Consider the following 23426-nt stretch of genomic DNA (forward strand, 5'->3'; position numbering starts at 1 on the left):
CATGAACGCTCGGCACCTGACGATGGGCGCTTTCAATGCTGTAGAGGCAATACGCCGTTATGGCACAGAAAATCCAAATGTCGGAACCACTGACATAGTTAATCTCATTAAGAGAGTTGATGCTGACTACCTTAATGTCGACTACGAAGCGGGACTGGAAATCCACGAGCTTCTTCCTGGTGAGGTGAATTTTTCCAATCCCGAGATCGGTTACAGAGAAACACTCTCATTTCTGATATTGCATCACCGTCCAGATTGGTGCGGCTTATTCCGACTTGGTCGAAAGCATGTTTCGAACGGTCTGGGGCGAGACGAACTGCAATGCTTCAGATCGGCCGGCTTAATGGGCGACGCGAACTCCAGTGATGTCGTTGCGTGGTGGGATAAGCTCGCAAATTTCTTCTTCGCGTCGAAAAGCGAACAGATGCATTCCCAAGGAAGGGAAGCTGAGAGGCTCTCATACGAATATGAATGCAACAGGGTTAAAGCGTTGGGTATTTCTGAGCAGCCTTACTGGATAGCCATCGACGATAACACTGCGGGCCACGACATACTTTCATATGACTTGGTTGAAGGCCGAACCACCAAGAAAATGATTGAAGTTAAGTCATCTACTGCTAATCCACCCGTTGCGACAATTTCCCGAAACGAATGGGCGGCCGCTTTGCGGGCGCAAGATATGTTTTGCTTCCATTTCTGGGATATGCGGACGAAGAGCTTTTTCGAGCGGAGAGCCCCTTCTATGGTTGAGCATATGCCAATGAATCAGGGGGGTGGCTCTTGGAGAAGTGTCGACGTGTCTTTTAAATTACTTCGCTCTGGAGGTGTGGAGAATTAGGAGGCAGACAATAGTGGGCGTTTAAGCTCAGGTGCACTCCGTTCAGTAAACGTCGTAAGAAATTCAAAATCGGAAATGCCAAAATGCAGCTGCTAGCAGTATCGCGATTAAAGCAGCCCGCATCAGAGCATTAAATTTACGCGATTTCGCTTGCGACTTGTCGTATCTGAAGAATGCTAGTCCGGTCGCTGTAAGGATACAGATAATGTATACGTCTGGGGCGCTTGTGCTTGATCGGCCTATGAAGGCGAGGGACAAGAAGTATATCCACCAAAGGACTGTTACAGCTGGGCTGCCGCTAGTTTCTGGAGCGCTTTTGAATGATGCAAGATAAACGGTGAAAATTTCCTCGAGAGATGCGGCCGGCTTGGTCGTCGCAATAGCCGTATATTGTGAATAGTAAAGACGTATCGTGAGTATATCCCAAACAAGATATAGGGTAAAAATTAGGGCCAGTGTGGGGGAGAAAAACACTGGCTGCTTCGCTGAAAGAAGTAGAAACAAGTACACAAACACCAAAAATATATCGATCAGAAATCTCGGATGATCCAGTAGCGGTTTCGTTCTGATTGAAAGTAAGTACCCATCCCAACTTAATATTGTCGCAACAAGGCCGACACAAAGCATCGCGACTTGTTGCCATTCTTTCTCACTCGGCCATGACCCAGCCGTAATCCAGTTCATAGAAATTAATGCAGATGCAAAGCCTACGCTTATCGCTACTGCAAATAGCCGCTTGATAAAATCGCTTCGCAAATTTCCACGTTCTTTATCTTCTTCTGCTTTATCAGTCATTGTCTTACGTAAGGCGGTGGCGGAAAAAAAATTAATCTAGATTTAAATAGAGAATCGATATTTTGCAATTTTTAAGTAGGGTTTTCTCCGCATCGGCAGGGGACTGCTTAGATCTGCCTGACCTAGACTAACGCCGGCTTAGATCGGCTAAAATATCGAGGTGAGTTACACTTCCCCGGAGGGTCATCGGGGAAAATCTACTGGTGGGTATGGCGGATGATTAGGTTGGGGTAGCACCCGCCGGCAGGTTGAGCTTTGATCGCCACATCTCCATCGATGCTTCCACGAGTTGGCTAACAAGCCACTCAGCATCTGTGCCAGTCTCAACCATGACGTACTGGCCATTAATGGGCCAGCCGCATCTTAGGTTGCCGCAGTGTATATCGTTCGATTGAATGGCGGAGAAATCGAGGCCGTATTTCTTGCGGGCGAAATGCTTTGTTGCGTTTGCGATATCCATCACCGTTCGATACGCGAAGTTAGACTTACCCAAGGCAATACGAAAATCTTCAGGCGTTCTTTGGCCATCAGCCGGCTTCGGCGCTGAATGAAAATAGTGATCCGCCATGCTTTGAAGCATGAGGCAGGCAAGAGTTGCTAAGCGCTCATCACTTGGATCTCGAAGGAATTCTTCAACGGTGGGTTCAACGAATTTGGGGAAGTATTGCTGGGCGTGCTCAGGCATGAGGTGTCCCGAAGGTGATGTGTAGCTAGATTCCTGGTTAAGCGAAGCCCAACTGGCCAGCAGGGTGGCCGCCACGGGGGTCGGGCATCATAATAAGTATTTGTAATTTCATAACTATTTTCCATTGCCGAATAGAATACCATATTTATGGATGTGATTGACCCATCATAGCAACATATAGTATGTATATGTGTATGATGTTTGTACTTGATACAGACTCTATACATCCCATAAAGGTGATCCTCGCGCAGATCGCCCCTGGAGTTGCGCCATCAGCAACGATGGTCGCGGAGCTGGAGAGCCTAGTCAGAGAGTTTCTCCAGGCTGGCCGATCACCGGAAGAACTTCCCCTCGAGGCAACCTGGGTGCCGAGGCCAAGCAATAGCTACATCCGTTCGATTATCCCTCTCGCGCGAACCCATAAGCGCAAGAACGGCGACAAGCTCTACGATTGCCCGTTTTGCCATCACGCAGACAAATTCTACGAAGGATGGGTCATTTTATGTGATGACGGGAAGTTGCGGCTTGTCGGTGAAGATTGCAAAGAACACCACCTCGACGACCATGTCATCAAAACTGGTTTCGAGCAGTATAGTAACCGGATATGGGATGACTTTTATCGACGCGTGGCGCCGGAGGCGATTGTTGCAGCACAAGCCCTATCCGAGGCTGTCGACCGCATCGTGATGGCTGACTGGCAGACGCTCGATATCTGCCGCCAACTGCGAAGTGAAATATCTAGAAAATTTCACCTCGTTCTCCACGAGCTCTACCGCAGCATTCGCCTGGGTGAATCGCGCTTAAATGTCGAACGTTTGGTTGAGGATTGGGCTCGATTTAATCGGTCTGCCGATCGGGCTGACCAAAATATCCCAATGCAGTATGTGACGATGACCGTTGGTACTTTGAACGGTACGCAATGGCTGCTGCCCGAGAATACCGAACCCTTGATAAGAATTCAGAGCGCACAAAAAAAGCTTCGTGAAATATCGAGCTCTCTTAAGGACTATGGCCGCGCTCCGCGAGGGGATGCCACGCTTGTACGAAATATTAGAAAATTTGTTCGTGAAGGTAGTATCGCGTTGCGCGAACTTGAAGAGGCGCAAAAAACTATCAGATCGATGGTCGTTTTCTTCTCAGAATCTAATTTGAAGCACATGGGCCGTTGGTTGGCCGATCGCGACAACCCTTTGTCATCGGAGTTGGAATTCTCGCCGGTAGAAAGGGGATTCGAATGGATAGACAAGGATCTCAATGAAAAGAAGATCGTTTTACCTGCTGCTGTAACTGATCTGCATATCCGAGGGATGCGCGAGCTTGATCAAGCTATCAAGCAGTGTATGCGTGGCGTTTTGAACCGCAGAGAATAGCGAGAGGGATATATGAAGAAGGCATTGGAGGAGCAGCTACATTCTGTCTTTAATAAGGTGGATGCGGCGAAGAAGATCGCGGACGAACGGCGAAAACAAGCTGAAGATAATGCTGCGGTTTTTCTTGAGGAATTTGAACGTGTGGCTCGAGATACTATGCTGCCGGCTATGGAGGAAATCTCACAACACGTGCAGAAGCGGGGGTACGATTGCCGAGTGACATTCGAGCCTGAACGGCCAGATGGGCGGGATAAGAGAGTTCTGCCCGCCGCGATTCAGTTCACCATATTACTCGGGCGTAGCGGACATCCCCTATATGAGTATCCACACCTCTCTGTTAGATGCGACAAGCAGGCAAAGCGGTTTTGTTTTCATCTGAGTACCATTGGGCCGAGTAAAGGTGGGCAATCTGGTCCAATAGGTGATGCAAAACTGGAGGACATAAATAAGGATATGATGCAGGAAAGATTATTGGATTTGGTTGTAAGAGTTTTCTCATAACAGCGATGAGATGGCGGAGTTATTTCCCAGGGCAGAGTTCGCCGTGGCGGAGAAAGAGTATCTTTTTGTTAAGTCGGGGTTTTTACCTCCGCGGAACCTGAAGAAGACAAATCTACTGGCTGTGGTTCTCATATAGACGCCTATAGCTAGTGATATCAGCGATTTGCTTGAAATCTAATATTCAGGCTTCGTCATGCGATTGTATTCAAACTTTGATTTCATATTACTGATAGTGCGCAGGATCGGCCAATCTGTAGGATCGGAAGGGGGTTAAAAGTCTAGATACTCTGGTGTAGTTGACTTGGTTGTTTCCGATCGGAATTGTTGGCGTTCCATTCCTAAGACTCTCGCGTAAGATGAATCCTAAATGAGGATTCATAGCCCGATGGCCGAAATACCAGAACGTAATTTTGAACCGCCTGCAGTCATCGCCCTCAAGAAATTTCGGGCCCGGATTGAGGCTGACCCCAACATTGCCACTGATCTGAAAGCTGTCCTGCTTCAGGACTTGGATGGCAGAAACCCATCTCAACTAAAGGCCTTTAAGGCAACCCTTGCTGCAGTAGGAGTTCAGAAAAATGAAACTCCAAACACTTAAAGCAAAAAGTGTGCGGGGTATTCCCCAGTCATGGCCCGATCTTTCAATCGGAGAGGGGGGGCTCGTGATCTATGGGACAAATGGAGTGGGTAAAAGTTCCATTGTGGATGCTCTCGAATATGTATTGACCAGGAAGTCCTCTTTGTACCCAGAGAATAGACAAGGGGTAAGTTGGGAAGTTGCGGCCCCACATGTTCGCGACGGTGCTCCGGCCATAGTTATTGATCTCAATGCCTCGGGGACCATAAATTCTCTTTCATCAAGTACACCTATTGGGAAGGTGGATGCACCCGTAGCCGCATGGATGGAGTTGGCGACAAAGTCGAGCTTTGTGCTGCGGCGACATATGCTCTTGAGTTTCATAAATGCCGTACCTCGAAACCGATACGATCTTCTTGAGCCGTTCTTCAATCTTGGGGAATTTGTCTCTATAGAAAACGCTCTCCGCGCATTGGCCGATGGTCTGGAAACACGAAAAACAATAGCTAGCACAGACGAGCGAACTCAGAGTCAACGCTTGCGCCAGATTTTTAGCATGCAGGCAACTGATGGGATCAATAAGGAACGATTGCTTGCTGCATTGAATGAAACTCTGGCGCAGGTATCTCTCCCGATTTGCGCAACATCAGGTGATGTAATGCAGCGGAAGAGTCAGATCGACGCTGAACTTGGTGGTAAAGATAAGGCCGAAAGACTGAGTGCGCTAGGAGGTCTACAGCAGCATATCCGCAGAATGGGTGTGGCAACGAACTTAGCGGGCTTTGTGAAGTCGCTTATTGGCGCCGCACGTGAACTTGAAGCGGAGATAGCAAGTCGCACGCAAGATGTGCTTGTCGACCTTCTGGTGGCGGGGCGTCAAGCAATAGCCAAGGGATCGCTCGATAACTGCCCCTTATGTGAGCAGCCCATCGAGCGTGAACTGCTAGTTCATAAGATTGATGAACGTATCAAAGCTGACGAGAGAATCCTGCAGATTAGAGTTCTAATTGATGAACGTAAGAATGCGTTGTCTGCAGCTCTTGAGCCGCTCCTTGCCGATGTTAATGCGCTTTTCAGTCTTTGGCAGTCCGTAATGGGAGAGGGGGCACCCCAGGTTTATGGAGAGCTGCAGGCAGTGCTATCTGATTTGTCTGCCGCGATTAAAATTCCTATGCCATCGCTCGCAGATCTGCAGGCCATATCGAGTCGCATCGATGCGACTATCCAATCTCACGACGCAATTATAGACCGAGTTACTTCAGCAATAGAGGCGGAGGGCGGTGGCACGCGTCGCAATCATCTAGTAACGGCGGTGAGCCAAGCTGAGGGGATAATCGCTGATCTACCAAAGCTGGAGGCGGCTAGAGCTCAATACAAGATTGTATCGGAGCAACAAGCGATCGCAAATAAGGTCTACGGTCATGCTGTAGAAGCGAGAAAGCAGGCAGTACAGGCTGCTTTAAACGGTGTTACCGGCATAGCGAATAAACTATATGAGGCGATTCACCCGGGCGAGGGTATTGCAACTTCGAAGCTAGAAGTGCGCCAGGTCGGTCAGGGCTCAGTAGGTATAACGACCGGTTTCAACGGGGCGCAGGAGCATCCGCTTTTGCATTTAAGTGAATCGCACTTAGATACGCTGGGGCTTTGTTATTTTCTTGCCCTGAGAAAACAAGAAGCTGAGAAGGAAGGCAGATTTAAAATTCTAATCTTGGATGATGTAATGCATTCAGTTGATGCCGCACATAGAGGAAGAATAGCGAAGCTTCTGAAAGAAGAGTTCTCGGATCATCAGTTAGTGATCACAACGCATGATCGCCTATTTTACGACGTGCTCAGGCGCGAATTTGGTTCCAGCAACTACCAATACATATCGATCAGTGATTGGGATTTGTCACGCGGCCCTATACTTTCAGATCCTTCAACAGACCTTGATGTAATAGTTAATGTGGCGGCACATTCAGGTCGCCGGACTGTAGATTTGTCTAGTACCGGCGGTCGGTTTTTTGAGTGGCTTCTAAAGCGGCTGACTGAGCGGCTGCAAGTGGCTATCCCGGCCCGCTTCGAGCGAAAGCACGATATAGGCAGTATGTGGCCAGCGTTATGCAGAAAACTTAAAAAACATAAGGGGTTCGCAGCAGCAAACGCTCAGTTGATTTCTGATTTGGAATCGAGTGCTTGGGTGCGAAATGAATGCGGGGCGCACGACAACGCTTCGGAAAGTCCGGTGACAGAGCCAGAGGTTCGGGCATTTTCTAGCAATTTAGCAGGACTGTATGCCGCAGCGAATTGTTCGAAGTGCAATACGCTAATATCCAAGCAATCGAATGATGATTGGGCATGTGAGAAAGATTGCCTCCGCTATTCAGCAAAATAAGCCATGGTAAAAATGACATGCTAATGGAACTGGGCGAAGTAGAGCAAAAAATCGCCAGTGCTTGCGAAGGGCTTTATCTGCATGAGCACGCTTTGATCACCCAGCATGCTCATGAAAGAACTATCGCCACTCATCTGTCTAGCTATCTGAAGCCACTCTTTTCCGGCTGGGATGTTGACGCAGAGTATAACAGAGAGGGGCCTGGATTTGATCCTAAGCGGGATTTGGACGGTTTAAGAATTGTCCCGGATATTATTATTCATACGAGAGGAAAGCGAGAAGGACCGAATTTAGTGGCAATCGAAATGAAAGGTTTCTGGAATAACGAGCCTAGACGCTTTGACGAAGAGGTGCTGGTCCGGTTGAAGCGAAAATTCTTTTATCAGCATATATTCCGGCTGGAGCTTGGTGAAAAGAAAGCAGATTTGGTTCATATCCGATGATCGAAACGGAAGTTAGGTACCGGTACGATGGCGACACTGAGCTATGGGCGGATAATGCGCGGCCGCGACCAAAATGACTATTAAAAACATAACTCAGTAGATACCTGACGATCTCTCATGAGTACAGGCGTTCATTCGTCATAGCCTGTTGACCCAAACCACCCTTGGTGGGTCCTTTCGGCCAGATAGAGAAGCAGTTTGGTCGCTTCCTTGAAGCCAACCTGGCCGCAAAGCCCCACGACCATGCGCGAGACAGTTCCCCAGTCCATGTCGATCTGATCTCGATAAAAGCTGTCATGGATAGCTTGCTCGAGCTCTTGCCGGTTTCTGTGAGCGGCAATTCTGAACCGCTTGGGTAAGCGAGGGCTTGCCTGGCGCTTCGTTGGTCCTTTAGTGGATTGCTTGGTCATCTGTGCACCTCAAGCTAGCTGCACAGATGATTAGTATGGTGGGAGCTTTTACGGGGCCCAAGGAACACTTCAAACCGGCCTCGCGGCCTGTCGGCATCCCGTTCACCGAGAAATCTCGAGATAAGATATGATCCGATATCGCTGATAGGGCGGTTGGCGCGGGTCGATAATCCGTTGGCGCTCAGCATCCCAGGCCACCCAATGCCAACCATCTCGGCGCGGATTGACCTTCAAGACGGCATTGGCCGCCAAGGCTGATAGCGGCCTGCCGGCGAGAGGGATGAGGCGAGGTGCCAACGTGACACCAAGCCGCCTTAGGCCGCGCCTAAGATCGGCTGTATGCGTGCTGTGACGGCCAGGCGGCTCAGGCCCAAAGATCGCCTTACAGGCCGTCCAGTAGCTAACCCCGGCCAGCATGGCCACAGAGGCCACGCCGCAGCCATAAGGAGTCAGCTGGCGCACGAGCCGCATGGTCAGTTCGACGCAACCCGCAATACGGGTATTTTTGAAGATTTTGCCAAGTTTTCACGAATCGGCCGCATGGCCAATTATGGCATAAAATACTGATAAATATAAACTATTGACGTTTGGTTTGACTTGTGGCATACTACTTATGCGAGTGATTCGGCTCGTAGAAAGGACAGCCAAATGGCAGGCAAACAAGCAAAAATACTCAGTGACGCCCAATTGACCCGGGCGATGAAGGCGGCTGCGCATGGACGATTTCCACAAAGGGATCAGGCCATGTTGCTTCTGTCGGTGAAGGCCGGAATGCGGGCTGGCGAGATTGCCAATCTGACCTGGGAAATGGTGCTGACGGCCGATGGGTGTCTTGCTGATCGGATCGAGCTGTATGACTGGGCGGCCAAGAAGCGGTCGGGCCGGACCATTCCCATGCATAAAGACATCCAGAAGGCCCTCCTGAAGATTATGCCGCGAGAGCGGGGCAGGCGGGGGATGCCTGAAGGGCCAGTGATCCGGTCTGAGCGGGGCGGGGGTATGCGGGCCAGCAGTGTCGTGAACTGGTTCTATGCCTTCTACGGCACTCTGGGCTTTGAGGGCTGCTCATCCCACTCGGGGCGTCGAACCTTCATCACCCGGGCAGCTAACTGGTCTTCAAGGCCGGTGGCAGCCTCCGGGATGTCCAGCAGCTCGCCGGCCACCGCTCCATCGAGCAGACCCAGGCGTATATCGAAGGCGACGGGGCTGCCAAGCGTCGTCTAGTGGCCCTCCTGTAGGGTCTGAGTACCTGGCCGCCTAGGCGGCTCTATCCAACAACCTGAGACGACCCAGCGCCCCGAGATCGGGGCGATTGCATATCTGCGTCCACAGAAAAGGAGACTTTCTATGACTGACCTGATTCCGGGTGACCCTGAACAGCCCGAGCGGTCTCTGGGCGAGCGATTGGGCTTACGGACCTTCCTCCCCGCTGCGATCGAAGACTATGCCGACTGGATGGCCGATGAGGCCGACGTCGTGATCGTCACTTGGGAAGCCGGCGACATCGCCGACGCCGTCAACAAGCTCGAGTTTGCCGTCCAAGCCTACCGCAACTGGCGGGCTCTCCCGGGTACCTGAGGCGCCCACCTAACTCAACCAACAATCCAACAAAAGAGGACCTGCCAGAGGCATCTGGCGGGATTGGAAAACCATGTCCGATGAACAGCAGGAGAACGAGCGCGTGGTCAAGATTCGGGAGCTGAATGATCGATTCCGCAGGACCGGTATTGGTGGCCGCTTTGTGATGACCGGTGGAGTAAGGGCCTTAGGGCCGGCCGCCCTGGCTCAGATCCTTCAAGAGGTCGCCGGCTATGATGAGTTCAGCGAAGATAATGACCCTTACGGCGAGCATGACTTTGGCACCGTCCATGCTGGCAGTGTGAAGCTGTTTTGGAAGATTGATTACTACGATCGAGAGCTGGAGGGCGGGTCAGAAGACCCGGCTAATCCCGCTGTCACCACTAGGGTGCTCACGCTTATGCGGGCAGAGGAGTACTGATTACGATTTTTTACGCTTCTTGCGATTGATAAGTCTGATCAGCTCTTCGATATCATCAGCCGAAGGAGCTTCATCGGATTGATGCAGTGAGCGAAGCCTTTCAATTGCGCGCTCTAACTGTTCTTCGTCAGCGGATAATTTCTTTTGTGGCGCCCAACTAAATAAGTCCTGGAGACCGCAATCCAGCGCCTTACTGATTTGAAACAGAGTGCCAAGGCCGGTGAAATTCAATCCGCGTTCTAACTTGGATACGGACTCATACGTAAGCCCGACCTTATCGCCCAGTTGCTCTTGGGAAAGTCCGGCGCCCTTCCGCAGGGTCTTAATGCGGCGGCCTAGCTGAATCAAAAGGTCTTGTTCTCTCATACCGATGTTTTCAACCGGCATGAGGTATGCGTACTACGGCCTATTAAGCCGTAATTGGCGTTGACTTGCCAATAAATACGAATGATAGATTCGTATAATGGCTGACTGTACGACTTAAAGGGCCGAATCGAGAGCGTTTGCTAAGCGCCTGAAGGGGAAAATATGAAAAACGAGGATCTCGAAATGCCCGATTGGGCAGCAGTCAGATTGCGCCAGCGGCTGTGGTTTGTCGCGGTTCTATCCGTGCTCCTGCCTCCGCTCGGCCTGCTCATGCTGTGGCTGCAGACCCTCTACAAGAAGCACCGCAAAGGGCAGGTGGCTGTAGTGCCTGTCTGGGAAAAGGCGGTCCAGACTGGGGCTGTCGCTATCCTGATCTGGCTTGTTGCACCGCATGTGCTTGGGTTGGGCCTGAAACTGTTCGGCAATGAGTACCGTGCCGGTCTTCCCGCCTGTAATAGCTCTGATGCCAAGACTGCTCTAACGGCAGCCTTCAACAACGCCCAGTTCGCTCGGCAGATGCATCTGAGTGTCGTCGAGGTCGGCCAGACCAGCGACAAAGGGCAGGTGGACAAGACCCGACAGTGCGAGGCTGGCCTTACACTCAACAATACTGATGCGATGATAGTCCGCTATGGCATGGAGCCGCGGCCAAATGGCCAGTTCATGCTCACCTTCGAGGTGGTCGATCGGGATGTGCCAGTGCAGGCAGTCCAGTCCACTCGCCAGCAAGCGGCGATGCCTCAAGGCGTCCAATGGACCGGGCTAATCGGTAAACACCCCTATGACGTCATAACTGACCGCCAGGTTCGGGAGGTCTATGGGGCGAGCTTCGCCGACAAATACCGGGGCTTTATTGCCGGCCTCGAAGTGGCCAGTCAGACCGAGCTGATCGACGAGCGTTATCTGGTCGGCTCAGGCTGTGCCCCGCAATCTTGCGGTGATTACGAAAGCTACTTCGCCTTTGACATCAAGTCAGGCGCCCTAATCGCGGTCAGTTACCACGATGGCGATGTTCAAGACGCTGGCATCCAGGGCGAGTTCCGACCCACGCCGGCGCTCACAGCCAATTTCAACAGCTGGCAGAGCAAGTTCTAAAAAAATAGACAGAGGAGGTCTCGATGAGGTCTTTAATCGCGTGCGCCTTAGTAACACTGCTTGCAGGGTCGGCTGTGGCAGCTACCGAGCGCCATGAAGTCGATGCGTTACACCAAAATCGGCCCGTAAAGACACCATTCGATCTGTTGTTGCCAGACGGGGAGGGGCCGTTCCCGGTGATCGTCACAGTGCATGGTTCTGGCGGCGTAACGCGCACCATGGATTATAACTACTACGGTGCTCATATGGTGAAGATGGGCGTTGGCTATGCCATCCCCAACTCCTTCATCAATCGCGGCGTTAAGGACACGGTCGCCGACCAGTCTCAGGTCTCGCATATCGAGATGATGCTCGATGCCTTCCGCGTCTTGGAATTCCTCTCTAAGCACCCAAAAGTCGATAAGCGGCGTATCGGTGTCGTCGGCTTTTCCAAGGGCGGCACTGCAGCGATGCAGTCCTCGTACAAGGCAATGGCCGATTGGCTGTCTCCCAACGGCCCGCGCTTTGCGCTGCATGTGGCTTTCTACCCCGGCTGCGTCAACCAATCCTATGATGTGGGAAGCACTGGCGCGCCGATGTTGGTGATGGTTGGCGAAGACGACACCTGGGTAAATCCTAAGACCTGCCTGCGCCTGGCCAACAAAATTCGCGACATGAATAAAGACCAAAGCCTCGTCCAGTTCGTCGCATATCCATTCGCGATGCACAGCTTTGATAGCGCGTTCCCCGCCTACGATATTCCCAAAGGCGAGAATTACTTTAACTGCGTGATGGATGAGCAAGAAGACGGCAGTATCGTTGAGCTGACAACAGGTCTGAAGGTCGCCGAGAAGGGTGGTGCTCAGAATACAGGAGCACTGCAGCGGGCATGGCAGTCTTGCATGACCAAAGGCGTCAAAGGCGGCCCCGATCCAGATGCTCGTCCGCAATCTCTCAAAGACTTTAAGATCTTTGTGGCCAAAACTTTTGGGCTCAACGTGCGCATCAATTGATCGCAGGCTGGCCAAGCCACTACTGGATGGAAGGGTGATTTACTCAGTAGAATCAGACTGAGTAGATTTCTCCGTTCAGACCCCGGCCAGGAGATTTTCAGGCGCTATGCCTTCGCTTTCGCTAGTCTCCAATTTTAAAATAGCGAATAGGGAGGCATACAATGTTAAACTACATTCTTAAAAATGATCTGAACGCCGATATTAGATATTGCCTTTCAGCATTGGGTAATCTCGCGTTCTTTCGTGAACACGACTATGAAGTATCTCTTCCACCGCCATACACGCGAGAAGATGATATCTCTCCAGAAGACACGAAGCGGCCTGAATTTATAGCATCAGTCCATCGTGCCGTTATTGGAGACCCCAACCGTGTCATTGACGTTGCACTGTTTGAGAAGCTGGTTGCCGATGCATTGCCGGACATCGCAGCTTTTATCGATGCTTTTTCGCTCGAAATCCCCAATGATATCGATGTCTATGTGACTCATTACGGCCCGGGTGGTAGCTATCGGGCGCTGCCCTCTTATGCAGGGCCCCGTGGTCGGACACACATTTATACGCGTCCGGCGAAGCTGAAAAAATTGGGCATGCCATTCGTGGCAAATCTAGTCCACGAAACAATTCACCTCATTATTGAGCACCCCGTCGTCAATGGCTGCACGATTCAGCATGCATGGAAGGAAAAGATTGTTGATACGATCTGCATGTGCGACGAGCTCAAAACGATCGTAGGCGACTATAGATACCAGCCAGATTTCTGGTCGGTTGATATTAGCGAGTATGTGCGCGCAGTACCTTGGAAGCCAGGGCGAGTTCCCACATGGACGGCGCGAGCTGATATGCCAGGTATACAGCCACTGCTATGATCGGAGTAACGCTGTGAGCAAAGATGCTAAGGAGAAGGCTCAAAAGACCAGGGCCGATATCAACAAAGAAATTAAAGAAGATCGAGCTGACGATCTGCGTGCAATTGGCGCTGATATTCGGCGGCAGCAGAAAATGGCCAAGGAGCTCCGTGGGCAGGGAAGAATTAACGACGCAGAGATTTTGGAGCGATCTATTGAACGAGGTCACAAGGCGAGAAAGAACATCGGGGGCAGTATTCCAGACGTCATAAATAAGCGGAATCGTAATAAGCCAGCTGGCGGCGATCAGTAGATCGCATTGAAAACTGTAGAATCTGCCGTTAAGGCCTTTGAAGCTTTTTGGTAAAGGCAGCGTTGCCTTAGCGTGATTCGATTTTTGGTCATTCATTATCCGTCGAGAGGGTATCTTCTCGAACTTGGCCGAATGCTAAAAGCTCATGATCAGTAGTGGGGTGGACGCTCATTGACTGGGCCCTGGGCTACCTTTGCTTCGATTTCGCGGAAGCGATTGTTCAGCACCTCGACTAGTCGCGTTAGCTTGTCAATTTGAGCCCATTGGCTCGTAATGGTCTGATTGAGAGCTTCGAGAGTTTCATCCTGATAGGCCACGCGCTCTTCAAGAGCTGTAACGCGCGCTACGACATTGTCGTCAGCCATGAGGCATTCCTTTTTTGCACAAAAACTATACATGGGTGGATTTGTGGGTGAGAGCGTGCCGGCCAGATTCTGGCAAGCAATCTTAAGTGCTTAATCGTAATGTTTGGCGGAAAGAGTGTTGGCTCCCTGCTCAGCCAGTGTCTTTACATTTCGTCGCCGTTACTGAACTTTCCCGACAGTATTGAGTTGGGAAGTAAAATGACATTAAAGCGGTTGTTGACGATCACGGAATTCACCGAACGCTATGGTCCTTGTCGGGCAAAAGTTTATCAGTTGCTAAAAGCTGGGGAGCTTTCAGGCAAGAAGCTCGGTCGATCAACCTATATCGCGTCTGAAGAAGCGGAGCGTTGGCTCAATTCTTTGCCCGCGTATCGGTCTGTTATCGCTTTGCCGTCAGATCAGTTTGAAGCTGACTGATATTGGAGAGCTCTGTTGGGCTCTGCTTCAGGAGGCTTTGAGTGCTGTTGATTCTAATGCACCAAAAGCAATGCTTTTGCGTGATTCGCGCAGCCTTGCTCTGACGCTAATTTCGCGTCGTTTTTTTGCATGGGTCATCGAGGCTCGTCCGCTTAAATCCATGTAAATCCACACCTGTTTTTTCAGTATTTTTTCAGTGTAGATCACACTGATGGGGCGTGGAATCAGCTAAGTATTTGAAGGATTTGGAGCGGGTGAGGGGAATCGAACCCCCGTCGTAAGCTTGGGAAGCTTCTGCTCTACCATTGAGCTACACCCGCGCACCTGCAGCGGAAAATAGCCAACCGGCCCTTGCCTTGCAACAGGGGGCTTCGAAGGTGAGGGCCTAATGGACCTCGGCCATGGTGGCGGCGATCTGGTCCGGGGTGAGGTCGAACAGGCGGCCCAGGCCGGTCTGGCCCGCCGCGGTCAGCGTCACGGCGCGGCTGTCGCGTCGGCGTTCCAGCCAGCCCAGATCGAAGCAGCGATCGGCCAGTGCGGCGCCCAGGCTGCCCGCCAGATGCGGGCTGCGCTCGCTCCAGTCCAGGCAGGCGCGGGCGAAACGCCGCTTGCCTCCGGATTTGCCCATGGCCATCGCATCCACATCGATCTGCATGGCCTTGAACAGCTCACGGCCCGCCGCCGTGACGACGAAATCCTCTTCGCCACTGGGAAGAAGGCAGCCGCGCGCGATCAGCTGGTCGAACAGGCAGACACCGAGCTTGCCGGCGATATGGTCGTAACAGGTGCGGGCTGCGCGCAGCGCGCCGGCGACGCGGGTGTGATGATGGTGCTTGGGCAATGGCCGTTCGCCAGCCAGCGCCATCAGGCTTTCAATCGCCGTCGCCACTTGCGCATTGGCGAGATGGTAGTAACGGTGGCGGCCCTGCTTGGCGAGGCCGAGCAGGCCGCCGTCTGAAAGTTTTGACAGGTGGCCGCTAGTGGTCTGTGGCGAGACGCCAGCAATATGCGCCAGTTCCTTGGCGGTACGGGCGCGGCCATCCATCAACGCCTTCAGGATATTGGCGCGCGCCGGATCGCCGATCAGGGCCGCGATCTTGGCCACATGGGGATCATTGCTGCTCATGCATGCGACTCTAGGCGCGGGACCGGCTGTCGTCCATCTGCAACACTTCGGCGCCGGCCGTACTAATCGGTCACTGCAGCGTCATGGGAGCGGGGTATAAGGTGGATCAGCATCTCCCCCGATGCCAGAAAACGGAGTCTCGCCATGACCCAATCCACTATTTCTCGGGCTACAATCACCGTCATCCGCCCCTCACGCAGCCTGGCCGAGCGCCTGTGGCTTCAGATTGCCGCTAGCCTGCGCACCCTGACCATCGACGCGGTCGCTGCCCAGCGGCTGGTGCGCGAACGCGACAGTCTCGCGTCCTTGAGCGATACGGCCCTCAAGGATCTCGGCCTTACGCGCGCGGATATCGAGGCTGAGTTGCGCAAGCCAGTGTGGGATCGCTGACCCTCAGTCCCATCCAGTCTCAGATGGGGAAGATCAGGCAGGTGGTGGTGCCGGTGGCGAGAACCTTGCCGGCGGCATCGACGATGCGGCCTTCGGCGGTGCCAACGCGGCTGCCAACCTGGATCACGCTGCCTTCGGCATAGACCGTACCGGTCTTGTGGCTGATGCCGCGCACCAGGCTGACCTTGTATTCCAGCGTGGTGTAGCCCGAACCCTTGGGCAGCATCGACTGCACGGCGCAGGACATGCAGCTGTCCAGCATGGTGCCGGCATAGCCGCCATGCACGCTGCCGATCGGGTTGTAATGCTTCAGCTCCGGCCGGCCGGCGAAGACCACGCGGCCGGGTTCGGCCTCCAGCACCCACATGTTCATCAACTCGGCGATCGGCGCGCCGGGCAGCTCACCGCTCATGATCTTGCGAAACAGTTCGATGCCCGCCAACTCGCGCAGCGTCTCCACCGGGATCGGCGCGTATTTGCCGCCGGTGGGGGGCATCAGGTCGGCCGAGCGGCCTTGCGGGCTGTTGTCGTTGGGGGCTGCGGACATCGGACGCTCCTCTGGGGTCGTTTCTATGAAAAAGCGGGGAGGCTGTTCAGTTCAGGGCCGTCCGGGAGGATGGCTTGCCGGGCAGCCCTATATCGTGTATATACACGTCATGAGCCAGACCCCGCAAGCCCTCCCCGCGGCCGACCCGGTTTTTGTCCTGCCGCCCCCGGCGCCGGACGGCACCGATATCTGCCTGTGCTTCCAGCTGCGGGCGGCATCGCGGCGGGTCAGTGCCTTTTACACCAAACGCCTGGCGCCCGTCGGTCTCGGCCTGCCGCAGTACAGCCTGGTCGGCATGGCGGCGGCCTGCGAGAAGCAGAATGGCCGTCCGCCCAGCATCACCGAACTGGCGACGGCGCTGGACCTCGACCGCAGCACACTCAGCCGCAACCTGAAACCGATGGTGGCGGCTGGCTTCGTCGAGATTGTTCCGGGCCATGGCCGGGCGCGGCTGGTGCGCGCGACCCGCGAAGGCCGCGCCGCCTGGCGTGCCGGCATCGCGCTGTGGCGGGATGCGCAGACCGAGGCGCAGGCCATCCTGGGCCGGCAGTTCCCCGATCTGATGCAGGCGCTGGCAACCACCATCGCGGGTCTGCCGGCGGCTGCCGGCACTTCGGCCGCGAACGATCTTTGATCTCTCTCAATACTTAAGTCTCGACAGGGCCTATGCTTTGGTCGAAAGCCGGGGTGCGCCTGCTTGTCCGCTTCCGATCCAGCGGGCATCATCCGGCTATATGAGGAAACGCGGCCGGATCAATCCGGCCAGTGCAGACGAGAGGGAGCCGATTATGGCCGAGAATGAACTGTTTCCGGTTGCCGCCGACTGGGCCAAGCGCGCCTGGGCCGATGCCGGGAAGTACAAGGCCATGTACGAGCAGTCGGTCAAGAATCCGGAGGGCTTCTGGGCCGAGCATGGCAAGCGCGTCGACTGGATCACGCCCTTCACCAAGGTGAAGGATGTTTCCTACGACAGGAAGGACCTGCATATCCGCTGGTTCTACGATGGCACCCTGAACGTCTCGGCCAACTGCATCGACCGTCACCTGCCCAAGCGCGCCAATCAGACCGCGATCATCTGGGAAGGCGACGATCCGTCGAAGTCGACCAACATCACTTACCAGCAGCTTCACGACGAAGTCTGCCGGATGGCCAACATCATGAAGGCCAACGGCGTCAAGAAGGGCGACCGCGTCACCATCTACCTGCCGATGATCCCGGCGGCGGCCTATGCGATGCTGGCCTGCGCCCGTATCGGCGCCGTGCATTCGGTGGTGTTCGGCGGCTTCTCGCCCGACAGCCTCGCCAACCGCATCCAGGATTGTGACAGCCAGTTCGTCATTACCGCCGATGAAGGTCTGCGTGGCGGCCGCGGCGTGCCGCTGAAGGCCAATGCCGATGCGGCGCTGAAAACCTGCCCGGGCGTGAAGAAGGTCCTGGTGGTCAAGCATACCGGCGGCAAGGTCGACATGGCCGCCGGCCGCGACATCTGGCTGCATGATGAAGCCGCCAAGGTCTCGGCCACATGCGCGCCGGAGCCGATGAATGCGGAAGATCCGCTGTTCATTCTTTACACCTCGGGCTCGACCGGAAAGCCGAAAGGCGTGCTGCACACCTCAGGCGGCTATCTCGTCTTTGCCGCGATGACGCACCAGTATGTCTTCGACTATCACGAGGGCGACATCTACTGGTGCACCGCCGATGTGGGCTGGGTCACCGGCCACAGCTACATCCTCTACGGGCCGCTGGCCAACGGCGCCACCACGCTGATGTTCGAGGGTGTGCCGAACTATCCTGATTCCTCGCGCTTCTGGCAGGTGATCGACAAGCACAAGGTCAACATCTTCTACACCGCCCCGACCGCGATCCGCGCGCTGATGCGCGATGGCGAAGCGCCGGTCAAGAAAACCAGCCGCGCCTCCTTGCGCCTTCTCGGCTCGGTGGGCGAGCCGATCAATCCAGAAGCCTGGCTCTGGTATCATCGCGTGGTCGGTGACGGCCGCTGCCCGATCGTCGATACCTGGTGGCAGACTGAAACCGGCGGCATCCTGATCACGCCGCTGCCCGGCGCGATCGCACAGAAGCCGGGTTCGGCGACGCTGCCCTTCTTCGGCGTGCAGCCGCAGCTGGTCGACGGCGATGGCAACGTGCTGGAAGGCGCCACCGACGGCAATCTCTGCATCACCGACAGTTGGCCGGGCCAGATGCGCACGGTCTATGGCGATCACCAGCGTTTCATCGACACGTATTTCAGCACTTTCCCGGGCAAGTATTTCACCGGTGACGGCTGCCGCCGCGATGCCGATGGCTATTACTGGATCACCGGCCGCGTCGACGACGTGATCAACGTGTCGGGCCATCGTATGGGCACGGCCGAAGTGGAAAGCGCACTGGTCGCCCATCAGAAGGTGGCCGAGGCCGCCGTGGTCGGCTATCCGCACGACATCAAGGGCCAGGGCATCTATGCCTATGTGACGCTCAAGGCCGGTATCCAGCCGACCGAAGAGCTGCGCAAGGAACTGGTGCAGCATGTCCGCACCCTGATCGGGCCGATTGCCTCGCCCGACCTGATCCAGTGGGCGCCGGGCCTGCCCAAGACTCGTTCGGGCAAGATCATGCGCCGCATCCTGCGCAAGATCGCCGAGAACGAATTCTCGGCGTTGGGTGATACCAGCACGCTTGCCGATCCGACGGTGGTTGACGATCTGGTCAACAACCGGATGAACCGCAGCTGATATCTGCAGTATTCCAAGATCAAAGCGCCCGGAGCAATCCGGGCGCTTTTTTTTGATGTCACGACATGGACACTACAAGCTTTGCAGTGGGGAACCATGCGGCTGTCTGTGTCTTATAGTTCTGATAGAAAACGCAGGAGGTCTCTTATGAGTACCGCAGGCTACGGCCCCAAGGAGCGAACGGAATACGATACCCGCGAACGTGTGGTACCCACCAACAAGGCACGTTCGGGTATCGAGCTGCACAGGATGCGCTATGTCCTGGGCTTTGGCATCATTGGCGTGGTGATCGCCTTTGCTCTGGTCTGGTATTTCATGTTCCGCGTGTGATTGCGGCGCGCGCGTCGGCGCGTTGCGAGGCAATCGCCATGCCGCCGGCAAGATCGCGAATTTGTCCGGCCATGGCCTCGGCCTGAGCCAATCGCTGCATCAGTGCGGCCACCATTTGCCATTGCGGTGAAGTCTTCTCCTGCCGGTCATCGTCCGGCGGGATAGTGTCGTCTCCTGTGGCCTGTTCCACGGCCTCGCTGCCCAGCAGAGTCAGCAGGCGGTCGCTATGCTGTCGCAGCAGGCCGTCGGCGAGTGCGGGGTCGAGCTCGCGGCCACGGATGCGCAGCAGCACATGCAGCGCGGCCAGTTGCGCCATCATGCGATAGTTTGCCGAGAGGAAGGCCTGCAGATGCGGCAGATCGGCCTGCGCTGCGCCGGGTTCTGCAGCCAGGCGCCGCAATGCGCCAGCGAAATCGGCGCCGGCATCGAAGACATCCTTGCGCGCCAGGCGATAGGTCTGCTCGGCCGGCTGCCGCTTCAGCGCCTGGCGGGCGTATTTGCGGTTGGCGCGCAGCAGGCTGGCTGTCAGCACCGGCAGGCTCTGGCGCTCCCAGTAGGGCAGGACGAAACTGAAGATCGCGGCAATCATCGCGCCAAGCACGGTATCCAGCAGGCGTTCCAGCAGCAGGGAGGTTTCGCTCGGGTTGAGGAAATGCATCATCAGCAGCGCCATCACGCAGGCGGCTGTGGACGTGATGCGGTAGCGCACCGGCGCATAGGCATGCGACAGCCCGATGGTGACGAAATAGATCGCCACCAATGCCGGATCGGGAAGTAGATGCAGGGCGATGGCGGCGAGCACGCAGCCGATCAGGTTGCCGATCAGGCGGTCCTTCTGGCGCTGGCGCGTGGCGCTATAGCTGGCGCGCATGATCACCGCCACGGTCAGCAGGATCCAGCTGCCATGGCTGAAATAGCGGGTCAGGACTTCGGCCAGGGCATAGGCGCAGAGCATGGCCGCGGTCAGCCGCAGCGCATAACGGAAGATCGGCGAACTCAGGCGCAGGTGCCGGCGGATCAGGAGCAGGCGATAGGGGCGCGGCGGCAGGAAATCGGCCAGCGTCACTGCACCCAGGATGCGGTCGGCGGTGTCTTCACGGTGCAGTGCCTGCTGGATCTGTCCCACTGCCTCGATGGCATGGCTGATCCGCTCCAGCGTGGCACGCAGCTCGATGACGGCCTGACCATGTTCAGTGGCCTCGTCCATGCCGGATTCCAGCGGCACGATCTGCTGCATGCGCAGGCCGATGGCGGAAAATTCCGCCTGCAGTGCGGCGACCGAGGCGCTGGGGCGTCCGGTTTCCACCTCGTCTGCCAGCGTAGCTAGCAGGTCGGCGATATGCAGTACGCCGTTGCGGATGGCGCTCAGGATCAGGCTGCTGTCGCGCTGGCTGCCGAACTGGCGCTGCAGCAGCCAGTAGTCGGTCTGGCTGGAGAGTATGGTCTCGAAGGCGTCGAGCGCAGACACCAGGGCCGCCGCCCACTCTCTCTCCTTCGGCCGCTCCATGGTGCGGAACAGTAGATTGCGTGCTGCTTCCACGCGTTCCATCAGGGTTACCTGCCGTTCGATCAGCGCGGCATAGCTGGCCTCGATCGGCGCTTCAGTATCGTAGAGTTGGGCCTTGGCACGCACATAGGCCGCAAAAGCATCGAGCGCGCCGCTGAGTGCGATGCGCTTGTGCCGGGCCTCCAGCCATTCCGCCATCAGCATGCCGAAGACCGCATAGGCGGCGGCGCCGGCGGCGAAGCAGAAGGCATGCAACACGGCGGCCTGCACGTTGGCCACCGGCGTGCCGAAGGCGAAGATCATCGCGAGGATCATGGACATGCTGAGCGCCAGCGCGCTCTTGCCGTAGATCGAGACCATGGCGGCGGCGAAGCTGGTAACCGCCACAATGGGAATCTGCAGCCAGACATTGCCGGTGCTGAGTCCGATGGCCAGTGTCACGGCGCTGTCGAACAGCAGGGCGATCAGGAAGGCGGTGCGCTTGTGGTCGGGCGGCGTCGGCGTATCGACGATGCTGACGCAGGTGGCACCGACGGCGACCACGGCCGCCACCTCATAGCCGGCCGCCAGGGCCGCGATGCCGACGACAACAGATACGCCCAGCGCGGCGGTGAGGCCGCTGAGCAGGTTCTGTGCCGGCAGTGAATAGTGCGACAGGCTGAACGGATTGATCATGGCGGCCGTGTTTTCCGCCATTGTAGCGATGCCGCTGTGACCTAGGCGAGGTCTTTGTAGAAAAATGCCGCGGCGGCCAGACTGCGGCCGTCCGCCGTCCGGGCATAGCGCGGGATTGCACCGATGCTTTTGTAGCCCAGATCGACATAGAGCTGCTCGGCCGTGCTGCCATGCTCCGTATCCAGTGTCAGCAGGTCGCGCTTCAGGCGCCGGGCTTCCAGCTCGACGGCCAGCATCAGGGCACGGGCAAGGCCCTGCCGACGGGCGCGGCGATGTACCAGCAGCTTTTTGACGTCGGCGCGATGGGTCTGGTTCGGCGGGGTGTCGAGGCCCAGCATTACGGTGCCGGAGATCTGCCCGTCATGACGGGCCACCAACAGGATGGCATCGCCACTGGCGATGCCGGGGATGACCCGGCGCCAGAAGGCTGCGGCCTGCTCCAGCGTGAAGGGCTGCACAAAATTCACGCTGGCGCCGCCCGCCACGCAGTCGCGCAGGATATCGCTCAAGGCGTCGATCTCGCGTTCGGCGCCGGCCGCATCCAGTGTCGTGATCGAAGCAGCAGGGATCATGATTGTAGCATCCTTTGCAGGAAAATCAGGTCGAGCCAGCGCTCGAATTTCCAGCCAGCCTCGCGGATCAGGCCAGCATGGCTGTAGCCCAGCCGTTCATGCAGTCGCAGGCTGGCGGTGTTGTCGGCGGTGATGCCGGCGATCATGGTGCGCAGCCCGCGCGATTTTGCGATCTCCAGCAGCGGCTCCAGCAGCAGCTTGCCAATGCCTTTGCCGCGGCTGCCAGGCGCCACATAGATGGCGTTTTCCACGGTGTAGAGATAGGCCGGCCAGGGCCGGAACGGGCCATAGCTGCTGTAGCCCAGCACAATGTCGTTCTCCTCGGCCACCAGCACCGGCAGCTTCTGCTCGGCCTTCATGGCCAGCCAATCGACCTGTGCCTGCGGCTCGCGGGCGGTGTAGTCGAAGACGGCCGTCGTGTTGAGCACGGCGTCGTTGTAGATGGCGCGGATCGCTTCGGCGTCCTGTGCGCCGGCGTCACGGATGATCATCGGGAGACTCGCTTGGCAATGATGACGAGATAGCGGCAGGCAGCGCTGCTGCTGTTGGTGAAAACATGCGGCTGGTCGAGCGCGCAATGCAGGCAGTCGCCGGGGCCGATGACGAAGCTGTCGGCGCCGCTCTGGAAGGTGAGTTGGCCCGCGAGGCCGAGAATATGCTGGTCATAGGCCTGTGAGGGCATGGCGGGGTAGTCGATGCGTGCGCCGGGTGGCAGGGTGGCCTGCACGATCTCCACCGGCGATCCCGTGCCGGCGGGGCTCACCGCCTGGCGCTGGAAGCCGGTTTCGGGGTCGCGCCATTGCGGTTGGACTTCGGCTTTCAGCAAGACCAGGCTGCGATCCTCCACGGCGGCCATCAGGCCCGAGAGCGTGATGTCCAGACCGGCGCAGAGGCGGCCCAGCGCCGCCGCCGTGGGGCTGGCCTCGCGGCGCTCGATGCGGGAGATCATCGGCTTGCTGACGCCGCTGCGCGTGGCCAGATCGGCCAGTGAAAGTCCCAGCTCCTCGCGGCGGGCCTTGAGGCGAAGCGCGATCCGCAGCTCGATATCATCCGGGTTCGTCTTACTCATGAGACAATTGTCTATTATAAGAGACAAGCGGGGTCAAGCTGGGTTTGCCGCGCTTGGCTACTATCTCAGGAAGGTCCCGGATGGAGATAC

At 56.1% G+C, this 23426-nt stretch carries 29 protein-coding genes and 1 tRNA gene; 18 read left to right on the forward strand and 12 right to left on the reverse strand.

Annotated elements, in window-relative coordinates:
* The first annotated feature begins 1 nt into the window (after position 1).
* On the forward strand, positions 2-838 hold the full coding sequence (locus AC1RRT_RS12270) for a protein NO VEIN domain-containing protein (RefSeq protein ID WP_493014087.1): 837 nt from the start codon (positions 2-4) through the stop codon (positions 836-838).
* 63 nt (positions 839-901) lie between these two features.
* On the opposite strand, the gene AC1RRT_RS12275 is transcribed toward AC1RRT_RS12270, so the two are convergent.
* Both AC1RRT_RS12275 and AC1RRT_RS12280 read right to left on the reverse strand, forming a co-directional pair.
* Positions 902-1633, reverse strand: a complete 732-nt coding sequence (locus AC1RRT_RS12275; RefSeq protein WP_493014088.1) for a hypothetical protein — start codon at positions 1631-1633, stop codon at positions 902-904.
* A gap of 220 nt (positions 1634-1853) precedes the next feature.
* Positions 1854-2393, reverse strand: coding sequence for a hypothetical protein (locus AC1RRT_RS12280; protein ID WP_493014089.1), 540 nt, complete (start codon positions 2391-2393; stop codon positions 1854-1856).
* A gap of 119 nt (positions 2394-2512) precedes the next feature.
* Here AC1RRT_RS12280 and AC1RRT_RS12285 point away from each other — a divergent pair, with 119 nt between their 5' ends.
* The 5 genes from AC1RRT_RS12285 to AC1RRT_RS12305 all read left to right on the forward strand — a co-directional run bounded on the left by AC1RRT_RS12285 (position 2513) and on the right by AC1RRT_RS12305 (position 7586).
* Positions 2513-3688 carry a hypothetical protein gene (locus AC1RRT_RS12285; protein ID WP_493014090.1) on the forward strand — a complete coding sequence of 392 codons (1176 nt, stop codon included), beginning with the start codon at positions 2513-2515 and terminating at the stop codon, positions 3686-3688.
* 12 nt (positions 3689-3700) lie between these two features.
* On the forward strand, positions 3701-4189 hold the full coding sequence (locus AC1RRT_RS12290) for a hypothetical protein (RefSeq protein WP_493014091.1): 489 nt from the start codon (positions 3701-3703) through the stop codon (positions 4187-4189).
* A gap of 385 nt (positions 4190-4574) precedes the next feature.
* A complete protein-coding gene (locus AC1RRT_RS12295) occupies positions 4575-4787 on the forward strand; it encodes a hypothetical protein (protein WP_493014092.1) in 213 nt (70 codons plus the stop codon).
* The gene (locus AC1RRT_RS12300; protein WP_493014093.1) at positions 4768-7143 is read left to right on the forward strand and encodes an AAA family ATPase; all 2376 of its coding nucleotides are present in this window, start codon (positions 4768-4770) and stop codon (positions 7141-7143) included. Before AC1RRT_RS12295 ends, AC1RRT_RS12300 begins: the two co-directional genes overlap by 20 nt.
* Positions 7144-7166: 23 nt before the next feature.
* Positions 7167-7586: a hypothetical protein gene (locus AC1RRT_RS12305; RefSeq protein WP_493014094.1), complete on the forward strand. Its 420-nt coding sequence runs from the start codon at positions 7167-7169 to the stop codon at positions 7584-7586.
* A gap of 131 nt (positions 7587-7717) precedes the next feature.
* Here the strand turns inward: AC1RRT_RS12305 and AC1RRT_RS12310 are convergent, their stop codons facing one another.
* Positions 7718-7996 carry a hypothetical protein gene (locus AC1RRT_RS12310; protein ID WP_493014095.1) on the reverse strand — a complete coding sequence of 93 codons (279 nt, stop codon included), beginning with the start codon at positions 7994-7996 and terminating at the stop codon, positions 7718-7720.
* 648 nt (positions 7997-8644) lie between these two features.
* On the opposite strand from AC1RRT_RS12310, the gene AC1RRT_RS12315 reads away from it, so the two are divergent.
* The 3 genes from AC1RRT_RS12315 to AC1RRT_RS12325 all read left to right on the forward strand — a co-directional run bounded on the left by AC1RRT_RS12315 (position 8645) and on the right by AC1RRT_RS12325 (position 9995).
* Complete coding sequence (locus AC1RRT_RS12315) at positions 8645-9220, forward strand: tyrosine-type recombinase/integrase (RefSeq protein ID WP_493014096.1); 576 nt, start codon at positions 8645-8647, stop codon at positions 9218-9220.
* A 123-nt stretch (positions 9221-9343) separates the two neighbouring features.
* Complete coding sequence (locus tag AC1RRT_RS12320) at positions 9344-9574, forward strand: hypothetical protein (protein WP_493014097.1); 231 nt, start codon at positions 9344-9346, stop codon at positions 9572-9574.
* Positions 9575-9647: 73 nt separating this feature from the next.
* A complete protein-coding gene (locus AC1RRT_RS12325; protein WP_493014098.1) occupies positions 9648-9995 on the forward strand; it encodes a DUF3768 domain-containing protein in 348 nt (115 codons plus the stop codon).
* On the opposite strand, the gene AC1RRT_RS12330 is transcribed toward AC1RRT_RS12325, so the two are convergent.
* Complete coding sequence (locus AC1RRT_RS12330) at positions 9996-10382, reverse strand: helix-turn-helix domain-containing protein (RefSeq protein WP_493014099.1); 387 nt, start codon at positions 10380-10382, stop codon at positions 9996-9998. It lies immediately after the preceding gene.
* A 141-nt stretch (positions 10383-10523) separates the two neighbouring features.
* Between AC1RRT_RS12330 and AC1RRT_RS12335 the strand changes: the two genes are divergently transcribed.
* From AC1RRT_RS12335 to AC1RRT_RS12350, 4 genes are all read left to right on the forward strand, one after another.
* Positions 10524-11456, forward strand: coding sequence for an Ivy family c-type lysozyme inhibitor (locus AC1RRT_RS12335; protein WP_493014100.1), 933 nt, complete (start codon positions 10524-10526; stop codon positions 11454-11456).
* A 74-nt stretch (positions 11457-11530) separates the two neighbouring features.
* Complete coding sequence (locus AC1RRT_RS12340; RefSeq protein ID WP_493014101.1) at positions 11531-12448, forward strand: dienelactone hydrolase family protein; 918 nt, start codon at positions 11531-11533, stop codon at positions 12446-12448.
* Between the two features lie 161 nt (positions 12449-12609).
* Positions 12610-13314 (forward strand): hypothetical protein, encoded by a 705-nt coding sequence (locus tag AC1RRT_RS12345; protein WP_493014102.1) that lies wholly within the window; start codon positions 12610-12612, stop codon positions 13312-13314.
* 13 nt (positions 13315-13327) lie between these two features.
* Entirely contained in the window at positions 13328-13606 is a 279-nt protein-coding gene (locus tag AC1RRT_RS12350; RefSeq protein WP_493014103.1) for a hypothetical protein, read from the forward strand.
* Between the two features lie 149 nt (positions 13607-13755).
* Here AC1RRT_RS12350 and AC1RRT_RS12355 read toward each other — a convergent pair whose 3' ends face one another.
* On the reverse strand, positions 13756-13971 hold the full coding sequence (locus AC1RRT_RS12355) for a SlyX family protein (protein WP_493014104.1): 216 nt from the start codon (positions 13969-13971) through the stop codon (positions 13756-13758).
* A 99-nt stretch (positions 13972-14070) separates the two neighbouring features.
* Here AC1RRT_RS12355 and AC1RRT_RS12360 point away from each other — a divergent pair, with 99 nt between their 5' ends.
* Complete coding sequence (locus AC1RRT_RS12360; RefSeq protein ID WP_493014105.1) at positions 14071-14388, forward strand: helix-turn-helix transcriptional regulator; 318 nt, start codon at positions 14071-14073, stop codon at positions 14386-14388.
* Positions 14389-14634: 246 nt separating this feature from the next.
* Here the strand turns inward: AC1RRT_RS12360 and AC1RRT_RS12365 are convergent.
* Positions 14635-14708 (reverse strand) — tRNA-Gly (locus AC1RRT_RS12365).
* 65 nt (positions 14709-14773) lie between these two features.
* Positions 14774-15514, reverse strand: a complete 741-nt coding sequence (locus AC1RRT_RS12370) for an ArsR/SmtB family transcription factor (protein ID WP_493014106.1) — start codon at positions 15512-15514, stop codon at positions 14774-14776.
* 144 nt (positions 15515-15658) lie between these two features.
* Between AC1RRT_RS12370 and AC1RRT_RS12375 the strand changes: the two genes are divergently transcribed.
* On the forward strand, positions 15659-15904 hold the full coding sequence (locus tag AC1RRT_RS12375; RefSeq protein WP_493014107.1) for a DUF1127 domain-containing protein: 246 nt from the start codon (positions 15659-15661) through the stop codon (positions 15902-15904).
* Between the two features lie 19 nt (positions 15905-15923).
* Here AC1RRT_RS12375 and AC1RRT_RS12380 read toward each other — a convergent pair whose 3' ends face one another.
* A complete protein-coding gene (locus AC1RRT_RS12380) occupies positions 15924-16451 on the reverse strand; it encodes a PaaI family thioesterase (RefSeq protein ID WP_493014108.1) in 528 nt (175 codons plus the stop codon).
* 109 nt (positions 16452-16560) lie between these two features.
* Between AC1RRT_RS12380 and AC1RRT_RS12385 the strand changes: the two genes are divergently transcribed.
* From AC1RRT_RS12385 to AC1RRT_RS12395, 3 genes are all read left to right on the forward strand, one after another.
* Entirely contained in the window at positions 16561-17085 is a 525-nt protein-coding gene (locus AC1RRT_RS12385; RefSeq protein ID WP_493014109.1) for a MarR family winged helix-turn-helix transcriptional regulator, read from the forward strand.
* A 154-nt stretch (positions 17086-17239) separates the two neighbouring features.
* Positions 17240-19183 (forward strand): acetate--CoA ligase, encoded by a 1944-nt coding sequence (gene acs / locus AC1RRT_RS12390; protein ID WP_493014110.1) that lies wholly within the window; start codon positions 17240-17242, stop codon positions 19181-19183.
* Positions 19184-19330: 147 nt separating this feature from the next.
* Positions 19331-19513: a hypothetical protein gene (locus AC1RRT_RS12395; protein ID WP_492980017.1), complete on the forward strand. Its 183-nt coding sequence runs from the start codon at positions 19331-19333 to the stop codon at positions 19511-19513.
* On the opposite strand, the gene AC1RRT_RS12400 is transcribed toward AC1RRT_RS12395, so the two are convergent.
* From AC1RRT_RS12400 to AC1RRT_RS12415, 4 genes are read right to left on the reverse strand one after another with little or no spacing between them, the layout of a single operon-like run.
* Positions 19497-21716, reverse strand: a complete 2220-nt coding sequence (locus AC1RRT_RS12400) for an FUSC family protein (RefSeq protein WP_493014111.1) — start codon at positions 21714-21716, stop codon at positions 19497-19499. The genes AC1RRT_RS12395 and AC1RRT_RS12400 overlap by 17 nt on opposite strands.
* A 20-nt stretch (positions 21717-21736) precedes the next feature.
* The gene (locus AC1RRT_RS12405; RefSeq protein ID WP_493014112.1) at positions 21737-22267 is read right to left on the reverse strand and encodes a GNAT family N-acetyltransferase; all 531 of its coding nucleotides are present in this window, start codon (positions 22265-22267) and stop codon (positions 21737-21739) included.
* Positions 22264-22758, reverse strand: a complete 495-nt coding sequence (locus tag AC1RRT_RS12410) for a GNAT family N-acetyltransferase (protein WP_493014113.1) — start codon at positions 22756-22758, stop codon at positions 22264-22266. The genes AC1RRT_RS12405 and AC1RRT_RS12410 overlap by 4 nt, the downstream gene beginning before the upstream one ends.
* Positions 22755-23336 (reverse strand): helix-turn-helix domain-containing protein, encoded by a 582-nt coding sequence (locus AC1RRT_RS12415; protein WP_493014114.1) that lies wholly within the window; start codon positions 23334-23336, stop codon positions 22755-22757. Before AC1RRT_RS12415 ends, AC1RRT_RS12410 begins: the two co-directional genes overlap by 4 nt.
* Positions 23337-23426 lie beyond the last annotated feature (90 nt).

The sequence above is a fragment of the Ferrovibrio sp. GW821-FHT12B10 genome (assembly GCF_058807515.1).

Coding starts and splice junctions, on each gene's coding strand:
- AC1RRT_RS12400 (WP_493014111.1), bottom strand. CDS start 21,716: ATGGCGGAAAACACGGCCGCCATGATCAATCCGTTCAGCCTGTCGCAC.
- AC1RRT_RS12410 (WP_493014113.1), bottom strand. CDS start 22,758: ATGATCATCCGTGACGCCGGCGCACAGGACGCCGAAGCGATCCGCGCC.
- AC1RRT_RS12320 (WP_493014097.1), top strand. CDS start 9,344: ATGACTGACCTGATTCCGGGTGACCCTGAACAGCCCGAGCGGTCTCTG.
- AC1RRT_RS12325 (WP_493014098.1), top strand. CDS start 9,648: ATGTCCGATGAACAGCAGGAGAACGAGCGCGTGGTCAAGATTCGGGAG.
- AC1RRT_RS12275 (WP_493014088.1), bottom strand. CDS start 1,633: ATGACTGATAAAGCAGAAGAAGATAAAGAACGTGGAAATTTGCGAAGC.
- AC1RRT_RS12375 (WP_493014107.1), top strand. CDS start 15,659: ATGACCCAATCCACTATTTCTCGGGCTACAATCACCGTCATCCGCCCC.
- AC1RRT_RS12380 (WP_493014108.1), bottom strand. CDS start 16,451: ATGTCCGCAGCCCCCAACGACAACAGCCCGCAAGGCCGCTCGGCCGAC.
- AC1RRT_RS12385 (WP_493014109.1), top strand. CDS start 16,561: ATGAGCCAGACCCCGCAAGCCCTCCCCGCGGCCGACCCGGTTTTTGTC.
- AC1RRT_RS12295 (WP_493014092.1), top strand. CDS start 4,575: ATGGCCGAAATACCAGAACGTAATTTTGAACCGCCTGCAGTCATCGCC.
- AC1RRT_RS12305 (WP_493014094.1), top strand. CDS start 7,167: ATGGAACTGGGCGAAGTAGAGCAAAAAATCGCCAGTGCTTGCGAAGGG.
- AC1RRT_RS12310 (WP_493014095.1), bottom strand. CDS start 7,996: ATGACCAAGCAATCCACTAAAGGACCAACGAAGCGCCAGGCAAGCCCT.
- AC1RRT_RS12270 (WP_493014087.1), top strand. CDS start 2: ATGAACGCTCGGCACCTGACGATGGGCGCTTTCAATGCTGTAGAGGCA.
- AC1RRT_RS12285 (WP_493014090.1), top strand. CDS start 2,513: ATGATGTTTGTACTTGATACAGACTCTATACATCCCATAAAGGTGATC.
- acs (WP_493014110.1), top strand. CDS start 17,240: ATGGCCGAGAATGAACTGTTTCCGGTTGCCGCCGACTGGGCCAAGCGC.
- AC1RRT_RS12355 (WP_493014104.1), bottom strand. CDS start 13,971: ATGGCTGACGACAATGTCGTAGCGCGCGTTACAGCTCTTGAAGAGCGC.
- AC1RRT_RS12395 (WP_492980017.1), top strand. CDS start 19,331: ATGAGTACCGCAGGCTACGGCCCCAAGGAGCGAACGGAATACGATACC.
- AC1RRT_RS12290 (WP_493014091.1), top strand. CDS start 3,701: ATGAAGAAGGCATTGGAGGAGCAGCTACATTCTGTCTTTAATAAGGTG.
- AC1RRT_RS12315 (WP_493014096.1), top strand. CDS start 8,645: ATGGCAGGCAAACAAGCAAAAATACTCAGTGACGCCCAATTGACCCGG.
- AC1RRT_RS12335 (WP_493014100.1), top strand. CDS start 10,524: ATGAAAAACGAGGATCTCGAAATGCCCGATTGGGCAGCAGTCAGATTG.
- AC1RRT_RS12370 (WP_493014106.1), bottom strand. CDS start 15,514: ATGAGCAGCAATGATCCCCATGTGGCCAAGATCGCGGCCCTGATCGGC.
- AC1RRT_RS12360 (WP_493014105.1), top strand. CDS start 14,071: ATGTTTGGCGGAAAGAGTGTTGGCTCCCTGCTCAGCCAGTGTCTTTAC.
- AC1RRT_RS12415 (WP_493014114.1), bottom strand. CDS start 23,336: ATGAGTAAGACGAACCCGGATGATATCGAGCTGCGGATCGCGCTTCGC.
- AC1RRT_RS12330 (WP_493014099.1), bottom strand. CDS start 10,382: ATGCCGGTTGAAAACATCGGTATGAGAGAACAAGACCTTTTGATTCAG.
- AC1RRT_RS12300 (WP_493014093.1), top strand. CDS start 4,768: ATGAAACTCCAAACACTTAAAGCAAAAAGTGTGCGGGGTATTCCCCAG.
- AC1RRT_RS12405 (WP_493014112.1), bottom strand. CDS start 22,267: ATGATCCCTGCTGCTTCGATCACGACACTGGATGCGGCCGGCGCCGAA.
- AC1RRT_RS12345 (WP_493014102.1), top strand. CDS start 12,610: ATGTTAAACTACATTCTTAAAAATGATCTGAACGCCGATATTAGATAT.